Annotated in this window: 14 protein-coding genes, 1 pseudogene and 1 riboswitch; of the genes and pseudogenes, 10 read left to right on the top strand and 5 right to left on the bottom strand. The window is 36.2% G+C overall.

Annotated elements, in window-relative coordinates; genetic code table 11:
• Nucleotides 1-603 precede the first annotated feature (603 nt).
• Entirely contained in the window at nt 604-3,174 is a 2,571-nt protein-coding gene (gene clpB, locus J3U57_RS02865) for an ATP-dependent chaperone ClpB (RefSeq protein ID WP_267343859.1), read from the bottom strand.
• A 761-nt stretch (nt 3,175-3,935) separates the two neighbouring features.
• A riboswitch (PreQ1 riboswitch) is annotated at nt 3,936-3,981 on the top strand.
• A 2-nt stretch (nt 3,982-3,983) separates the two neighbouring features.
• On the opposite strand from clpB, the gene queD reads away from it, so the two are divergent.
• Both queD and J3U57_RS02875 read left to right on the top strand, forming a co-directional pair.
• Complete coding sequence (queD, locus tag J3U57_RS02870) at nt 3,984-4,412, top strand: 6-carboxytetrahydropterin synthase QueD (protein WP_267333068.1); 429 nt, start codon at nt 3,984-3,986, stop codon at nt 4,410-4,412.
• A complete protein-coding gene (locus J3U57_RS02875; protein WP_267343858.1) occupies nt 4,409-5,023 on the top strand; it encodes a 7-carboxy-7-deazaguanine synthase QueE in 615 nt (204 codons plus the stop codon). The genes queD and J3U57_RS02875 overlap by 4 nt, the downstream gene beginning before the upstream one ends.
• A 465-nt stretch (nt 5,024-5,488) precedes the next feature.
• Here the strand turns inward: J3U57_RS02875 and pgeF are convergent, their stop codons facing one another.
• Complete coding sequence (pgeF, locus tag J3U57_RS02880) at nt 5,489-6,259, bottom strand: peptidoglycan editing factor PgeF (RefSeq protein WP_416379558.1); 771 nt, start codon at nt 6,257-6,259, stop codon at nt 5,489-5,491.
• Nucleotides 6,260-6,272: 13 nt separating this feature from the next.
• Entirely contained in the window at nt 6,273-7,247 is a 975-nt protein-coding gene (gene rluD, locus J3U57_RS02885; protein WP_267343857.1) for a 23S rRNA pseudouridine(1911/1915/1917) synthase RluD, read from the bottom strand.
• Between the two features lie 93 nt (nt 7,248-7,340).
• Between rluD and bamD the strand changes: the two are divergent.
• The 6 genes and pseudogenes from bamD to infA form a co-directional block, all read left to right on the top strand.
• Nucleotides 7,341-8,063 (top strand): annotated as a pseudogene (gene bamD / locus J3U57_RS02890) (outer membrane protein assembly factor BamD); the annotation flags it as partial.
• Between the two features lie 281 nt (nt 8,064-8,344).
• Nucleotides 8,345-10,927 (top strand): leucine--tRNA ligase, encoded by a 2,583-nt coding sequence (leuS, locus tag J3U57_RS02895; protein WP_267343856.1) that lies wholly within the window; start codon nt 8,345-8,347, stop codon nt 10,925-10,927.
• A 34-nt stretch (nt 10,928-10,961) separates the two neighbouring features.
• Nucleotides 10,962-11,456: an LPS assembly lipoprotein LptE gene (lptE, locus tag J3U57_RS02900; RefSeq protein WP_065634558.1), complete on the top strand. Its 495-nt coding sequence runs from the start codon at nt 10,962-10,964 to the stop codon at nt 11,454-11,456.
• A gap of 9 nt (nt 11,457-11,465) precedes the next feature.
• Entirely contained in the window at nt 11,466-12,470 is a 1,005-nt protein-coding gene (gene holA / locus J3U57_RS02905; protein ID WP_267343855.1) for a DNA polymerase III subunit delta, read from the top strand.
• Nucleotides 12,464-13,120 carry a nicotinate-nucleotide adenylyltransferase gene (gene nadD / locus J3U57_RS02910; RefSeq protein WP_267343854.1) on the top strand — a complete coding sequence of 219 codons (657 nt, stop codon included), beginning with the start codon at nt 12,464-12,466 and terminating at the stop codon, nt 13,118-13,120. Before holA ends, nadD begins: the two co-directional genes overlap by 7 nt.
• 232 nt (nt 13,121-13,352) lie before the next feature.
• Nucleotides 13,353-13,571 (top strand): translation initiation factor IF-1, encoded by a 219-nt coding sequence (gene infA / locus J3U57_RS02915; protein WP_025315083.1) that lies wholly within the window; start codon nt 13,353-13,355, stop codon nt 13,569-13,571.
• A gap of 122 nt (nt 13,572-13,693) precedes the next feature.
• On the opposite strand, the gene J3U57_RS02920 is transcribed toward infA, so the two are convergent.
• Both J3U57_RS02920 and J3U57_RS02925 read right to left on the bottom strand, forming a co-directional pair.
• Nucleotides 13,694-15,142: an amino acid permease gene (locus J3U57_RS02920; RefSeq protein WP_267333256.1), complete on the bottom strand. Its 1,449-nt coding sequence runs from the start codon at nt 15,140-15,142 to the stop codon at nt 13,694-13,696.
• A gap of 212 nt (nt 15,143-15,354) precedes the next feature.
• The gene (locus tag J3U57_RS02925) at nt 15,355-15,633 is read right to left on the bottom strand and encodes a YkgJ family cysteine cluster protein (RefSeq protein WP_267343853.1); all 279 of its coding nucleotides are present in this window, start codon (nt 15,631-15,633) and stop codon (nt 15,355-15,357) included.
• A gap of 104 nt (nt 15,634-15,737) precedes the next feature.
• Here J3U57_RS02925 and yeiP point away from each other — a divergent pair, with 104 nt between their 5' ends.
• Both yeiP and ttcA read left to right on the top strand, forming a co-directional pair.
• The gene (gene yeiP / locus J3U57_RS02930; RefSeq protein WP_065634563.1) at nt 15,738-16,310 is read left to right on the top strand and encodes an elongation factor P-like protein YeiP; all 573 of its coding nucleotides are present in this window, start codon (nt 15,738-15,740) and stop codon (nt 16,308-16,310) included.
• A gap of 14 nt (nt 16,311-16,324) precedes the next feature.
• Nucleotides 16,325-17,221 (top strand): tRNA 2-thiocytidine(32) synthetase TtcA, encoded by an 897-nt coding sequence (ttcA, locus tag J3U57_RS02935; RefSeq protein WP_267343852.1) that lies wholly within the window; start codon nt 16,325-16,327, stop codon nt 17,219-17,221.
• Nucleotides 17,222-17,386: the final 165 nt, after the last annotated feature.

Here is a 17,386-nt window from a genome sequence, read left to right on the forward strand (position 1 = left end):
AATTATAGAAAAGATCCTGAATCGATACTTCCCTATTCCGTTAATCAAACCGCGCTTATCAATGCTTGTTTAGGGGTTATTAATCAAACCCCAAAACGGATAATAATAGGCAAAAAAATAGTGCTTTAATTGAAAAAAACAGAACAACTGTATATCAATGTCACCCTTTTAACAATCAAAGCATCGATAGGAACAATAATCTATTACCTCTAAATCAAATACTCGTGGCATTTTGAAAATTAAAATAGCAAAAAATTTTTATATTACTACTTAGAATAAAACCATTTCAGATTCGCTTCATAAGACATTAATTAAACCTGCTACACCGTTATTTGATACAGTTTCAAATTTAAAGAAAAGGCAAAAAGTTAAGTTTTCAGGTAATTTTTTTAAAGATAGTTATACTTGTATTGATGAATCAAGCATGCGTTTAGAGGATAAATTAAAAGAGCCTGAATATACCCTCAGATTTTTTCAAGTCAGTCCTCTTTAATTCAATTATTTTCAACAATAATGATTAATTGATAAATAAAAAAGCCTGAAAATAATCTCAGGCTTTTTATATGCTCACATTGTATTATTTTCAACAATAATCAAAATTGATTATTGTTTAGCTTCAATGTTATCACCCACTAAATCCAAATGAATGGTTTTACCTGGCACAAGTTTACCAGATAGGATTTGTTGTGCTAATGGGTTTTCAATCTCTTGTTGAATTGCACGTTTTAATGGTCTTGCACCATAAATTGGGTCAAAACCAACTTTAGCAAGTTGCTCTAACGCTGCATCAGAGATATCCAATTGATAACCGCGTTCATCCAAACGTTTTTCCACATTAGCCAATTGAATTCTAGCTATCGCTTTGATATTTTCTTGACCAAGTGGATGGAATACCACTGTTTCATCAATACGATTGATAAATTCTGGTCTAAAGTGTTTTGTTACAACAGTCATTACTAATGCTTTCATTTCGTCATAACTTAATTCAACATGACCTTGTATTAAATCTGAACCTAAGTTAGATGTCATAATAATCACTGTGTTTCGGAAATCAACAGTGCGTCCTTGCCCATCGGTTAAGCGTCCATCATCTAATACTTGTAATAAAATATTAAAGACATCCGGATGCGCTTTTTCGACTTCATCCAATAAAATGACAGAATAAGGACGACGTCTTACCGCTTCGGTCAAATAACCGCCCTCTTCATATCCTACATATCCCGGAGGTGCGCCAATTAAACGTGCCACAGAGTGTTTTTCCATAAACTCGGACATATCAATTCTGACCATGGCATCTTCACTATCAAACATAAAGTTAGCTAATGATTTACAAAGCTCAGTTTTACCTACCCCAGTTGGTCCTAAGAATAAAAAAGATCCAATTGGTTTATTCGGGTCAGAAAGTCCTGCTCGGCTACGACGAATTGCATTCGCTACCGCAACAACGGCTTCGTCTTGACCAATCACGCGTTTATGTAGTGCATCTTCCATATGCAGTAATTTATCTTTCTCACTTTCAAGCATCCTTGAAACAGGAATACCCGTTGATTTAGAAAGCACTTCAGCAATTTCATTATCGGTAACTTTATTACGCAATAACTTCATGGTTTTGCCTTCTAGCTGTGTTGCCGATGCCAATTTCTTTTCCAGTTCAGGGATCTTGCCGTATTGTAACTCAGACATTTTATTAAGATCACCAGCTCGGCGCGCTTGTTCTATTTCAGTACGTGCTTTTTCCAACTCAGCTTTGATTGTCTGAGTACCCGAAACAGCAGCCTTCTCTGACTTCCACTCTTCTTCAAGTGACGCATACTCTTTTTCTTTCTCAGCAAGTTCATCGTTTAGCATCTCAAGTCGTTTTTTACTTGCATCATCAGACTCTTTCTTAAGCGCTTGTTGCTCAAGTTTAAGCTGAATAATACGGCGTTCAAGTCGATCTAATGATTCCGGTTTTGAATCCATTTGCATACGAATACTGGATGCAGCTTCATCAATTAAATCGATCGCTTTATCTGGAAGCATACGATCGGAAATATAACGATGTGATAATGTAGCTGCTGCCACAATTGCTGGATCTGTAATTTGTACATGGTGATGCAATTCATAACGTTCTTTCAAACCACGCAATATAGCAATAGTATCTTCAACAGTTGGTTCAGCCACGTAGACTTTTTGGAATCGACGCTCTAAAGCGGGATCTTTTTCAATATATTGACGATACTCATCTAAGGTAGTCGCACCAACGCAATGTAATTCACCGCGGGCTAATGCTGGTTTTAACATATTACCTGCATCCATTGCCCCATCGCTTTTACCTGCACCAACCATGGTATGAATTTCATCAATGAATAAAATGATGCGCCCTTCTTCTTTGGCTAAATCTTTTAAAACGGCTTTCAAACGTTCTTCAAATTCACCACGGTATTTCGCACCCGCAATTAATGCGCCCATATCTAAAGACAACACACGTTTATTACGTAAACCTTCTGGTACTTCACGGTTTACAATGCGCTGTGCAAGTCCTTCGACAATAGCGGTTTTACCCACGCCTGGTTCACCGATTAACACCGGGTTATTTTTAGTACGACGCTGTAATACTTGAATTGTACGACGGATCTCTTCATCGCGCCCAATTACAGGATCGAGTTTGCCTTGTTCAGCACGCTCGGTTAAATCGATAGTATATTTTTTCAACGCGCCGCGTTGATCTTCTGCACTGGCATCGTTCACGTTATCACTTCCTCTTATTTGACTGACGGCCTGATTTAATCTGTCTTTTGTAACACCGGATTTTTTAAGAATATCACCTAAACTGCCTTTTTCTTCTAAAGCAGCTAATATAAACAGTTCTGACGAAATATAACTATCGCCATTTTTTTGCGCTAATTTGTCACAAAGATTTAATACACGAACAAACTCTTGTGAAGGCAATACTTCACCACCCACACCTTGTACTTGTGGCAATCGATCAATTGCTTGGGTTAATTCTTGTTGCAAAGCAGCAACATTCGCTCCCGCTGCTGCCAATAATGGTTTGACACTGCTACCTTCCTGATTAAGCATTGCTGATAACACATGTACCGGCTCTATATATTGATTATCTTTACCTAATGCTAATGATTGTGCATCAGCTAAAGCTTGTTGAAACTTGTTAGTGAGTTTATCTAACCTCATATTATTCTCTCCTGAGCAATAAATTTGGTATAAATGCATAAAACATTTAAACCATTTGCATGATCACTAAATAAGTGTGGAAGAGTAAATTTCAAGAGCTACAAAAAAATTTTTTTATATGATTAAAATCAAAGTAAAAGTTAAAAATCATGAAATTACTTTCGAATAAAAATAACCTCATTCACCGCCAGTTGCGAGCTAAGAAAACACTAAAAAAATTGAGTAATAAACGTTAATATTATTCGTTTAGCTGGCTAGATTTGGTCTTAAAATTTGTTGATTATCTGTACCATTACAGCCGCATCAATTTTCATGAATTATTACTATCATAAAATAATTCAAAATGTATAGAAAGGAATAATCATCATTAAGCAAAGCGAGATTAAAATCTATGCGACTTGATACATCTTTGCCAATTAACCAAATAGACAAAACACCACAATCGTTCGATACATCAATTATTGATACGACAACATAAAGCTAACCTCAATTCTAAAATAGAATTTTATGTACTGATGTATGAGCGCTTTAATTTTAACCCAAGTATAATTTAGCGCTATTTTTTATAAAGTTTGACGAGATTTGGCAATTAATTTTAAATTGCCCAACAAAATGTTGGGGCATCTATATTGCTAATATTACTTAAGTTACTTACCTAATATAAAAAATATAATCATTACCATGTTTATTCAAAATAATGATTTTAAATGACAAAACACTAGGAATATTTTATATTAGCTTCCCCAATGTTGTTAGATTATCTAACCGTGGTTCGTAACCCATCCCACGAAAAAAAACTAGGATTTAACATGTTTAAAATAGCTAAAGAGTTTCAATTTGATGCTTGTCATATGTTAGATGGGCATAATAAAAAATGTCACAACCTTCATGGCCATACTTATAAATTATTGGTTGAGATTAGTGGTAACCTTATTGCCGATGGTTCAAGTGCTGATATGGTGATGGATTACGCAGATCTAAAGGCAACAGTCACGCAACATATTGTTGATCCACTCGATCACGCTTACCTTTATAATCAAAACAATGAAAATGAGTGTCGCATCGCGGCTTTATTACACGAAATGAATCGAAAAACTTTTGCTTTTCCTTGTCGGACGACAGCCGAAGCAATGAGTAAATTTATTTTTGATTGTTTGTCACAGTACCTACCCGTTTCGATGATTAAATTATGGGAAACACCCACTTCTTATTGTGAATATCATCGGGGCGAAAAATGACAGAGTTTCGCATTGTTGAAATCTTCGAATCTCTACAGGGCGAAGGTTATAATACAGGCATGCCAGCTATTTTTATTCGCTTTGCTGGTTGCAATTTAAATTGCCAGTGGTGTGATACCAATTTCCGTCAATTTACACGATACACGTTAGCGGACATATTAGCTAAAGTAAAAAGTTACCAAAGTAAAAATATTATTATCACTGGTGGCGAACCAACAATGGTAAAAGCATTAGCCGAATTGTTAGCACCACTTAAGCAAGCTAATTATTTTATTGCAATTGAAAGTAATGGTTTAGGTAAAGTCGATTCATTAATCGATTATATTGCCTTAAGCCCGAAGTTCTGTTATCAAACACGCTATCAAAAAATTGTTCAATCCACCGCAGATGAAGTGCGAATTGTGGCAGAAAACCACCCTGAATTTTTACCTTTTTGCCGCTATATTGAAAAACATATCAAAGCCAAACGTTACTATCTATCACCTTGTGAAAACAATGGTGAATTTAACATGTTTGAAACCATTGAATTACTCGGCAAAATAAATCAACAGCGTAGCGAAAATAAATGGTTACTTAGTATTCAAACCCATAAATTTGCGAATATCGAATGATGAATAAATTATTTTTTTAAATTATTTAACTCAATGAAATAAATGTAGTATTGCTTGAATTTTCAGTATTGATTAAAAACTTTGTTACAAAAGATTTCGATAGCATCGAATGCATTTTACACGCAACGACTAACGACTGAGTCAGCAAGTTTTCTATTAAAACTTTGTCGATTTTTTTATCCAATGTGTGATTTGCCCTGGCTGTATGTGCTAAAACGGTTGCTGCTAATGAGCACACCTAAACGTCATCCTATAAGTCAAATAATTTACGCTCATCGCCAATCTTGTTTAAAAAAAGCTAAAAGCAATTGGGCTTTCGGTAATCATAAAAACATCTTCAGATTTGAAATTCTGTTGTAATTGTTATCGTGTTTTTGGCTGAGGATTATCAAATTTCATCTATCTAGTTAATACCTTATTATTATAATTTTTCAGAATGTTGCCGCTTTTGAAAAACTGGGATGGTTATGGATTTTCAAACCAAATCATCGATGCCATTCTACCGGTTCTGTTTTCACGACGATAAGAGAAGAATAAATCCTGTTCAGTAAAAGTGCAGAAATTACCACCAAAAATCTTATTTATTCCCATGGCAGTTAATCTTTGTCTGGCGATTAAATAGAGGTCAGCAAGGTATTTTTGTTCTGTTTGGTTAATCAATGTAAAAGCCTGTTCAGCTTGAGGATCAATTGCTTCAAATTGTGCTTTCACTTCACCGCCTACTTCGAATTTTTTTGCACTAATAGCCGGTCCCATCCAAGCGAGGATCTGATTTTTAGGACATGAAAACTTTTTAATAGTTTGTTCTAAAATTCCATTGCAAAGTCCACGCCAACCAGCATGAGCCGCTGCAACTTCATCGCCATTAACCGAGCAAAACAGTACTGGCATACAATCAGCTGTCAACACCACGCTTACCTGCTTAGCCTGCCGAGTATACGACGCATCAGCTTCAAATCTATCATTAGCAATCATGCCGATAGCCGGTTGCAATTCCACTTCAGTAATATCTAATGCAACTGTACTATGCGTTTGATTTAACCAATAAGGTTCACTGGGAATCTGTTCTGCTTTGATTAATCGCCGACAATTTTCCGCAACATGATCTAAATCATCACCAGTGCGACTGCCCAAATTTAAACTTTCAAAAGGCGCTAGGCTTACCCCACCCTTTCGAGTGGTGGTAAATGCCCGTATGTTTTTCGGGGCTGGCCAATAAGGAGAAATCGATTTAATCATGATGCTCACCTCACCAATCTAATTCATCTTTATGTTGTTGGGTATCGTCTTGAAGCGCTACAATTAACTTTTGCATATCCTCTGGGATAGGTGCATGCCATTCCATCTGCTCCCCAGTAATAGGATGAAATAACCGTAACATAGCAGCATGTAAGGCTTGTCTATCAAAATCGCGTAAAGTTTGTATAAATGATTCGCTTGCACCTTTTGGTGGTCTTGGTCGTCCACCATATAGAGGATCACCAACTAGTGGATGAGCAATATGAGCCATATGCACACGTATTTGGTGTGTGCGTCCCGTCTCGAGTCTTAAACGTAAGCGCGTATGGAGCCGATATTTTTCCATTACCCGATAGTGAGTAACAGCGGGTTTACCCGTTGGAAATACCGCCATGTGTGTTCGTTTTGTTGGATGACGTGTAATCGGCTCATCAATCGTCCCACCTGCGGTAATAATGCCCATGGCAACGGCTTCATATTCCCGCGTAATTTCACGTAATTGCAACGATTCAACTAAATGTGTTTGTGCAATGATTGTTTTGGCAACGACCATTAAACCGGTGGTATCTTTATCTAAGCGATGGACAACACCGGCGCGCGGAACTCGTGCTATTTCTGGATAATGATAGAGTAATGCATTTAATACGGTACCATTAGGATTGCCCGCACCAGGATGGACAACTAAATCACGCGGTTTATTAATAACTAAAATATCATCATCTTCATAAACAATATTCAATTTGATATTTTCAGGTTGATGATATGTTTCTTGCTCAATTTCTGCACTAATGGTAATTTTTTCGCCGCCTAATACTTTTTCTTTAGGCTTATTAACAATAATACCGTTGACTGTCACTTTATTATTCACAATCCACTCTTTTATTCTTGAACGTGAATAATCAGGAAAAAGCTCGGATAACGCTTGATCTAAACGCATTCCGAGTTGTGTTTGTTCTATTTCTGTTGATAATTTTAACTCGAGCATATGTAATTTATCTATTTTAAGCTGATATGTTTTAGAGTATTATATACTATTCATAGACTTTAATGTTTATTTATATTTTGGATTGAGAACTGAATGAAACTACGTTTACACTCTTTGTTAGCAATTGCTTTAAGTGGCATGTTAATTGGCTGCACAACAACAAAGCCTGATGTTGAAAATGTATCAGAATTAGAACTCCACAACAAAGCTCAAACCGAGCTAGAAAGTGGTAACATAAAATCCAGTATCACTATATTAGAGGCAATGGATAAAAATTATCCATTTGGTCCTTATTCGCAACAAGTGCAACTTGATTTAATTTATGCTTATTATAAATCTGCTAATTTCCCATTAGTTATCGCGTCGGTTGACCGATTTTTAAAATTAAACCCGACTCATCCTAATATCGATTGGGTTATTTATATGCGTGGTTTAGCCAATATGGCTCAGGACAACAATATGATCCAAGGTTGGTTCAATGTTGATCGTTCAGACCGAGATCCTGACTTTGCTACCGCTGCTTTTAAAGATTTTACTTACCTGGTTTCAAGTTTTCCAACCAGTATTTACGCCGCTGATGCACAAAAACGTTTGGTATTTTTGAAAAATAGACTGTCAAGATACCAACTTAAAATAGCGGAATATTATACTCAGCGCGGTGCTTATGTTGCGGTTATTAATCGTGTTAGCCAAATGATTGCGTTATTTCCGGATACGGATTCAACTAAACAAGGTCTACTGTTAATGCGCGATGCCTATAATGAACTAGGCTTGACTAATGAAACACAAAAAACCGATACGCTTATACAAGCAAATCTTGAAAACATGCCTAAAGAAGAACAGCGCTCATTTTTATCACGCTTAACCAGCGTATTTAATGGTAACTAAAGCCGTAAGAGGCGGGATAATTACCCGCCCATCACTAAGATTATCAGCCAGCAATTACTCTGTTTGTTAATCTTATTAATGAGTTGCCTAAATTATCCCCTTTAATAAATCTATTCATACATTCACATATCGTTTGTAAAACGTGACAATAACCAATACAATTAGCAAATTATTTTTATTAGCAATAATAGATAGGACATTAATTCGTCATGCAAGAACAATATCGCCCCGATGAGATTGAAGCCAAAGTTCAACAACATTGGCAAGAAAATAAAACATTCCATGTTACCGAAGATCCCTCAAAAGAAAAGTATTACTGCTTATCAATGTTACCTTACCCATCAGGGCGGTTACACCTTGGTCATGTTCGAAACTATACTATCGGTGATACCATTTCACGCTATCAACGTTTAAATGGCAAAAATGTTTTACAACCTATTGGTTGGGATGCTTTCGGTTTACCGGCAGAAGGTGCGGCAGTGAAAAATAACACTGCACCGGCTAAATGGACCTATGAAAATATTGCTTACATGAAAAAGCAACTACAGTTATTAGGGTTTGGTTATGATTGGGATCGCGAAGTGACAACCTGCCGTCCTGAATACTATAAATGGGAACAGTGGTTTTTTACTAAACTATTTGAAAAAGGTTTAGTCTATAAAAAAACATCCGCTGTTAACTGGTGTCCGAACGATCAGACCGTCCTTGCTAATGAACAGGTGGTTGAAGGTTGCTGTTGGCGCTGTAATACCCCCGTTGAACGCAAAGAGATCCCACAATGGTTTATTAAAATTACTAATTATGCCGAAGAGTTACTTAACGATTTAGATACATTAGAAAACTGGCCAGAACAAGTTAAAACCATGCAACGTAACTGGATTGGCCGCTCTGAAGGTGTAGAGTTTGATTTTGCGGTTGAAAACTATGCTGATAAGTTACGAGTTTATACTACGCGGCCAGATACATTAATGGGTGTGAGTTTTGTGTCTGTTGCGGCAGAACACCCACTAGCGCAATTAGCAGCCCAAAATAACACCAAAATTGCTGAATTTATTGCTGAATGCAAAAATACTAAAACTGCCGAAGCCGATATGGCGACCATGGAAAAGAAAGGCATGGCGACAGGATTTTTTGCTATTCATCCATTAACAGGCGATAAAGTTCCAGTTTGGATTGCTAATTTTGTTTTAATCGAATATGGAACCGGTGCAGTAATGGCAGTACCAGGCCATGATGAACGCGATTATGAGTTTGCAAGTAAATATAATTTGCCAATTAAACCGGTAATTTTAGATCAAGATGGCAATGCGCCGGATCTTTCCGAAAATGCGTATACTCAACATGGTATATTGTTTAATTCGGGTGAGTTTAATGGCCTTGATTTTGAGCAAGCGTTTAATGCCATTGCCGATAAACTCATAGCGTTAGGTATTGGTGAACGTAAAGTTAATTACCGCCTACGTGATTGGGGGGTTTCTCGCCAACGTTATTGGGGTGCACCAATTCCAATGGTGACACTTGAAGATGGCACCACAATTCCTACACCAGAAGATCAGCTGCCAGTTATTTTACCAGAAAATGTTGAAATGAACGGTATTACCAGTCCAATTAAAGCCGATCCTAATTGGGCAAAAACCACGGTAAATGGACAACCAGCATTGCGTGAAACGGATACCTTTGATACGTTTATGGAATCATCTTGGTATTATGCTCGTTATACTTGCCCACATTATGACAAAGGCATGTTGGACGAAAAAGCTGCCAATTATTGGTTGCCAGTCGATCAATATGTAGGGGGTATTGAACATGCCATTATGCATTTACTTTATTTTAGATTCTTCCATAAGTTAATGCGTGATTTTGGTCTAGTATCATCAGATGAACCGGCTAAGCGTTTGCTTTGCCAAGGTATGGTGTTAGCTGATGCGTTTTATTATACCAGCCCAACCAATGAACGTATTTGGGTATCGCCAACTGAGGTCACAATCGAACGTGATGAAAAAGGTCGTATTGTGAAAGCGGTAGATAGCAAAGGTAATGAGCTGGTGCATGCCGGTATGACTAAAATGTCTAAATCAAAAAATAACGGTATTGATCCGCAAGAAATGGTCGAAAAATATGGCGCCGATACTGTACGTTTGTTTATGATGTTTGCCTCACCGGCTGAGATGACCCTTGAATGGCAAGAGTCTGGCGTTGAAGGTGCCAATCGCTTTATAAAACGTGTTTGGCGTTTAGTTTATGAACATGCGCAAAAAGGCAGTGCGGATAAACTTGATGTTAATGCTTTAAATGCCGATCAAAAAGCATTAAGACGTGAATTACATAAGACAATTGCTAAGGTCAGTGATGATATTGGTCGTCGTCAAACCTTCAATACTGCTATCGCTGCGGTAATGGAGTTTATGAATCGTTTGCAAAAAGCACCACAAGAATCAGCACAAGACCATGCGCTTATGGATGAAGCTTTAAATGCGATTGTTCGTTTACTTTACCCAATGATGCCTCATGCTTGTTTTGTCATGTGGCAAGCTTTAGGTCATAGTGAAACAATTGATAATACAACATGGCCTATAGCTGAAGAGTCAGCCATGGTCGAAGATGAAAAACTGATTGTTGTGCAAATTAATGGTAAAGTACGTGGTAAGTTTACCGTTCCTGCTGATGCTGATCAAGATTTGGTATTGGCGCAAGCAAAACAAGAACCAAATATCCAAAAATACTTAGCGGACGTTACTATTCGTAAAGTTATTTATGTGCCGGGTAAATTATTAAATCTTGTTGTTGGTTGATACTGTTAAAATTAAAACATGGGTGGTAATACTTATGAAAAAATATATAGCCTTATTTATGCTAATGGCAGTATCACTGACGGGTTGTGGTTTTCATCTACAAAATGAAACTGAAATACCGGCACGATTTAAAACAATGGCTTATATCAGTTATGATCCTTATGGACAGCTTTCAAGAAATATTAAAGAGTTATTAAAGGATAATAAAGTTACATTAGCTAACAATGATGTATCACACAATTATCCCTCTTTAAATATTATAAGAGAGTCCATTGATCGTAGTACGATATCTATTTACCAAGATGGTAAGGCGGCGGAATATCAATTAGTCTTAAATGTTGACGCTCAAGTTATTGTTGCGAGTGAAAAGGTATACCCAATTAGTGTTCGTATTTTCCGTACATTTTTTGATAACCCAACAGCAGCACTTGCTAAAACAACCGAGCAAGATTTAATTGAAGATGAAATGTATAAACAAGCCGCTAAGCAAATTATTCGTAAATTGAAATCGGTTGATGCTGTTAATTAACTTTTTGACATGATTAAAATCAACGCAGACCAAATTACGACAAAATTAGGATCGCCCTATTATTTACTATTAGGCAACGATCCTTATTTACAATATTATAGCCAATCGCAGCTAAAAACCGCTTTTAAACAAGCTGGCTTTAATGAACAACTGACATTTAACATAGATAATCAAACTGATTGGCAGCCTATCTATGATAGCTGTCATGCAATGAATCTGTTTTCAACCAATACGCTTATTTTTTTAGATTTTGGTGAAAACACAATCAATGCAGCGGCGAGTTCAAAGCTGAATAGTTTAAGTGAAATACTCAATCCTGATATTGCATTAATTATCAGTTTAACCAAAATTACTAAAACTCAAGAAAATGCAGTTTGGTATAAAAAATTATCCGATAACTTAGTCGTCGTTAATTGTACTACGCCTGACACAGCTTTATTACCACAATGGATTAAAAATCATCTTCAACAAAAGCAAATAGTGGTTGAACCTGAAGCTATCGATCTTCTTTGTTATTATTACGAAGGAAATTTACTGGCATTAACGCAAATTATTGAACAATTAAAGTTATTATATACAAATCAAACAATAACTTATGATCAGGTTGAAAGTAATATTAATGATTCAGCCATATTTACCCCATATCACTGGATTGATGCAATGGTTGCTCACAAAACAAAGCGAGCAACCCACATTTTACAGCAATTAAAAATGAATGATTTTGAACCATTAATATTACTCCGAATTATTCAACGTGAGCTGATTTTGATCATCAATCTAAAAAAAGGCTTATCATCAAAACCGTTAAAACAAATTTTTGATGAATATAAAATTTGGCAAAATAAAAGAGCAATGTATACCAATTATTTAAATCGTAATGATATTAAAGATCTATTTTCAACGCTAGCTCTACTTACTGAAATCGAAATCAGCTTGAAACATGATAATCAACTACGAGTGTGGGATGCGCTATCGGCTTTAACAATGCAATTTATGGGATTAAATAAATGTTAACAGCATTGTTCGGCGGCACTTTTGATCCAATTCATTATGGGCATATTTACCCAGCAATTGCGCTCGCAAAAGAGGTTGGCTTAACGAAAATTAGTTTATTACCCAACCATATTCCCCCGCATAAACCGCAACCTGAGGCAACGATAGCACAGCGCCTAGCTATGTTAAATTTAGCCATAAGCGATATACCGTTATTTTCAATTGATACCAGAGAATTACTACCACAAAATTTAACCCGACCGTCCTACACTATCGAAACACTGCAACAGTGGCGTGACCAACATGGTGATCAGTCTGGTCTAGCCTTTATCATGGGACAAGATTCTTTAATAAATTTACCCACCTGGAAAGATTGGAAAATACTACTTAATTACTGTCATTTACTTATTTGTAGACGTCCAGGTTATACCGAAAAAACGACTGACAATGAACTTCAAGCGTTTATCACTCAACATCAAACAACCAATATTGACGATTTGCATGATTTTCCAGCTGGTTACATCTATTTTGCACATACCCCTTTAGAAAATATATCTGCGACAGAAATTCGACAAAATATTCATAATCAACAAAGTTGTAAAAAGTTATTACCCCCCAAAGTATGGCGTTATATTTGTGAGCAAGGGCTTTATAATGCAAAGAAAAATTAGAAAGGTCTTTACTTCTGTCAGTTTTTTCGGCATTATTTTGCCGCTGTCTTTATATATTATAAATTCAGTGATTTTATAGCTTATACTCAATGTCAATTAATCTATATGCACAAAAGTCGATAACAGCAATTTTGAAAAAGTTTTTAGTTGTCACGTTATCCCCAGATAATATGGGAATAAATGGATGATGATATGAGTATATTTAATTTGTATTTATTAATAAGAGGCCCCAATGGCAAAAGAAGATAACATTGAAATGCAAGGTACCATACTTGATACTCTTCCAAACACGATGTTCCGTGTTGAACTTGAAAATGGTCATGTCGTTACTGCACATATTTCTGGTAAAATGCGCAAAAATTATATTCGTATTTTAACTGGCGATAAAGTTACCGTTGAAATGACACCTTACGATCTATCTAAAGCACGTATCATATTCCGTAGTCGCTAATATCGTTATCATCAGAATTGTTATTTAATCATTATTAAATCTAAAACGGTTTATTCTCTTTTTTAATAAAATTCCGTCGACTTGTGTCGACGGAAAAAAGAGCTTTAATACTATTATGCTAATTAATTTACTTGTGAAAAATCCATTTCTGAATAGTTAACCCATTTGGTCTTTTTCACAATTTTGTAGCCAAAATAGATTACCAAAAATAGTGGTAAACCGACATATGTTGCTATTACGCCATTCCAATCAATAGTATCTTGTAAGAATGCTTCATAATTTTGACCTAGTGTAATAATCAAACATAGGACAAAAGCAAATATTGGACCAAATGGAAAACAGCTTGAACGATAAGGTAACTTATTGATATCTAATCCTTGTGCAATATAACCTTTTCTAAAACGGTAGTGACTAATTGCAATACCAAGCCAAGCTATAAAACCTGTCATGCCAGACATATTAAGCAACCATAAATAAACTTCTTGATCTTTATACATCGAAGTTAAAAAACATAGCATAGCAATAATTGTTGTTGCGATAAGTGCAAATCTAGGTACCCCTGATGAAGATAGCCTTGAAAAGATTTTAGGGGCTTTCCCCTCTTTAGCCAATGCATAAAGCATCCGTGTTGAGGCATATAAACCGGAATTACCCGCCGATAATACCGATGTTAAAATAACCGCATTCATAATTGCCGCAGCGGATAATAGTCCTGCATGCTGAAAAACTAAGGTAAATGGGCTGACACTGATGTCGGTTTCTTCATTACGTAATAAATTTGGATCCGTATAAGGAATGATTAAGCTAATGACCAAAATAGCAAAAATATAAAACAGTAAAATTCGCCAAAAAACTTGCTTCATCGCTTTTGGAATATTTTTTTCTGGATCTTTTGACTCTCCAGCCGCTATGCCGATTAGCTCCGTACCTTGGAATGAGAAGCCAACAACCATCGCAACCCCTATCATCGAGGAAAAACCACCAACGAATGGGGCATCACCAATAGTCCAATTTTGCCAACCTGCATTTTCACTCCCCTTTAAAATGCCAACAATCATCAACAAACCAATCACAATAAACACGATAACAGTGACAACTTTAATTAATGAGAACCAAAACTCGGCTTCACCAAATCCTTTTACAGAAATATAGTTTAAACAAAAGATGATGCTTAAAAACAGCAAGCTCCAAAGCCAACTATAACTACCTGCATCAAACCAATAAGAGATAACAAGCTGAGCAGCAACTAAATCTACTGCAACAGTAATTGCCCAGTTATACCAATAATTCCATCCAATTGCGAAACCAAAAGCCTCATCAACATAACGAGCGCCATAAGTAGCAAAGGTCCCTGACACCGGCAAATACGCCGCTAGTTCACCAAGGCTGGTCATTAAAAAGTACACCATAATACCAATGATAGCATACGAAAGTAATGCACCACCGGGACCCGCTTGAGCAACCGTTGCGCCTGAAGCAACAAAAAGCCCTGTACCAATTGAACCGCCAATAGCAATCATGGCTAAATGCCGAGATTTTAAGTCCCGTTTTAATTTATTATTCATAACAATATTCTTCTGTTTAAAAAGATTAAAAAAGACAATAAGAAAAATTCAGTTAATAGTGTAATACCGCAATCCTAACAACAATTAACTAAAGATTAATCTAATTAATATGGTCATTTATCATTAAATAATGAAATGCGATGAAGTTTATCAAAAAAAAAACGACGCGAGATAAATAATTCTAATAATAAAACTCGTTTATTAAATATTAGCAATAGTTAAACGCTAGTTAACTGTTCTAATTGAGTTAAATAATTTAAAGCTTGTACTCGATTGTTGCCACACATCTCAATACAAGGCTTTAACCGACCACAAACTTTTGGTCTAGATGACTGTCCAAATAAGTCACATTGAAAATTAGCATTTAAATGAATGCATGCAACTCCAGCGGGTTTACCATTTGGCATACCAGGAATCATTGACGAAATTGAAGGCGCAATACAACAAGCACCACAGTTTTTTCGACATTGAAATAAGCTATCCGTTGTTTTTTTCATAATTTGACATTAATCGGTAAATTTTGTTGGTGACAATAGCAAGATAGCGCTAAAATAGCGAGCTAATTTTCAACTCTATTTTTAATAATCACGAAGAAGATATTATGGCTAAAGCAAATGAAATAAAACGTGGCGATGCAGTCACTTATAACGGTAAATTATTATTGGTTAAAGATATTGATGTTCAAAGCCCTAGTGCACGTGGCGCTAGTACACTTTATAAAATGCGATTTACTGATGTAAAAACTGGCGGTAAAGTCGAAGAACGTTTTAAAGGTGATGATATTATCGAAACCATTGAATTAATTCGTCGTCCGGTTAGTTTTTCATATATCGATGGTGATGAGTATGTCTTTATGGATAATGAAGATTACACGCCGTTTATCTTCAAAAAAGCGCAAATCGAAGAAGAGCTATTATTTATTCCTGAAGGGGGAATGAACGGTATTCAAGTGCTAATGGCTGATGGCGAGGTAGTTGCATTAGAGTTACCGCAAACGGTTGATTTAGAAATCATTGAAACTTCACCTAGCATCAAAGGTGCGTCTGCCAGTGCACGCACAAAACCGGCAACCTTATCAACTGGCTTAGTTATTCAGGTTCCAGAATACATTGATAACAACGAAAAAGTGAAAATTCATATTGCTGAACGCCGTTATATGAGCCGAGCTGAATAATCTATAAAATCGTGATGAATACATATAATCAAAATAAATTACATAAACGGTTACGTCGTCTAACTGGAGAAGCCATTGCCGACTTCAATATGATTGAAGATGGTGATCGGATTATGGTTTGCTTATCAGGTGGTAAAGATAGCTATACGCTACTCGATATTTTATTAAATTTGAAAATCAGTGCCCCGATCAATTTTGAACTAATTGCCGTCAATTTAGATCAAAAACAACCCGGTTTTCCTGAACATGTTTTGCCACAGTACTTAGAGTCATTAGGTATTGAGTATAAGATTGTTCAAGAAAATACTTATGGTATCGTAAAAGAAAAAATTCCTGAAGGCAAAACAACGTGTTCACTTTGTTCTCGTTTGCGTCGTGGTATTTTATACCGCACCGCAACAGAGCTTGGCGCAACGAAAATTGCGTTAGGTCATCACCGCGATGATATTCTAGAAACGTTATTTTTAAATATGTTTTATGGTGGCAAACTTAAAGCAATGCCACCCAAATTGGTTAATGACTCCGGCGAGCATATTATTATTCGACCGCTTGCTTACTGCAAAGAAAAGGATATTGCAAAATATGCTGAAATTAAGCAATTTCCAATCATTCCATGTAATCTTTGTGGTTCACAACCTAATTTACAACGTCAAGTGATTAAAGAGATGCTAAACGATTGGGATAAAAAGTTTCCTGGTCGTATAGAAACCATGTTTAGAGCCACGCAAAATATTACGCTTTCACATTTATGTGATACCAACCTTTATGATTTTAAAGGTATCAAAAAAGGGGATATTGATGTCAATGGTGGCGACATGGCGTTTGATCGCGAAGATCCCCCCCCAGTAGTTGGATTTGATCCATCTGACCTTGAGGATCAAGACTTAATTCTTTGGAAAGAAGCAAACTAAATATTACGTCATTATCTACTTTTAAATAACCATTTATCGGCGAATGAGTAAACTCGCCGATAATCTTTCCCCTCATTAATTTTAGAGTTCGACACTCATCATCCCTTACAAATTTTGATCTTCCTCACGAATTAACAAAAAATTAATTAATTTTATTGTGGAATT

It is taken from the genome of Gilliamella sp. B3464 (assembly GCF_026536145.1).
In the GTDB taxonomy this organism is placed as follows: Bacteria; Pseudomonadota; Gammaproteobacteria; order Enterobacterales; family Orbaceae; genus Gilliamella.

Coding starts and splice junctions, on each gene's coding strand:
- clpB (WP_267343859.1), bottom strand. CDS start 3,174: ATGAGGTTAGATAAACTCACTAACAAGTTTCAACAAGCTTTAGCTGAT.
- queD (WP_267333068.1), top strand. CDS start 3,984: ATGTTTAAAATAGCTAAAGAGTTTCAATTTGATGCTTGTCATATGTTA.
- J3U57_RS02875 (WP_267343858.1), top strand. CDS start 4,409: ATGACAGAGTTTCGCATTGTTGAAATCTTCGAATCTCTACAGGGCGAA.
- rluD (WP_267343857.1), bottom strand. CDS start 7,247: ATGCTCGAGTTAAAATTATCAACAGAAATAGAACAAACACAACTCGGA.
- leuS (WP_267343856.1), top strand. CDS start 8,345: ATGCAAGAACAATATCGCCCCGATGAGATTGAAGCCAAAGTTCAACAA.
- lptE (WP_065634558.1), top strand. CDS start 10,962: ATGAAAAAATATATAGCCTTATTTATGCTAATGGCAGTATCACTGACG.
- holA (WP_267343855.1), top strand. CDS start 11,466: ATGATTAAAATCAACGCAGACCAAATTACGACAAAATTAGGATCGCCC.
- nadD (WP_267343854.1), top strand. CDS start 12,464: ATGTTAACAGCATTGTTCGGCGGCACTTTTGATCCAATTCATTATGGG.
- infA (WP_025315083.1), top strand. CDS start 13,353: ATGGCAAAAGAAGATAACATTGAAATGCAAGGTACCATACTTGATACT.
- J3U57_RS02925 (WP_267343853.1), bottom strand. CDS start 15,633: ATGAAAAAAACAACGGATAGCTTATTTCAATGTCGAAAAAACTGTGGT.
- yeiP (WP_065634563.1), top strand. CDS start 15,738: ATGGCTAAAGCAAATGAAATAAAACGTGGCGATGCAGTCACTTATAAC.
- ttcA (WP_267343852.1), top strand. CDS start 16,325: ATGAATACATATAATCAAAATAAATTACATAAACGGTTACGTCGTCTA.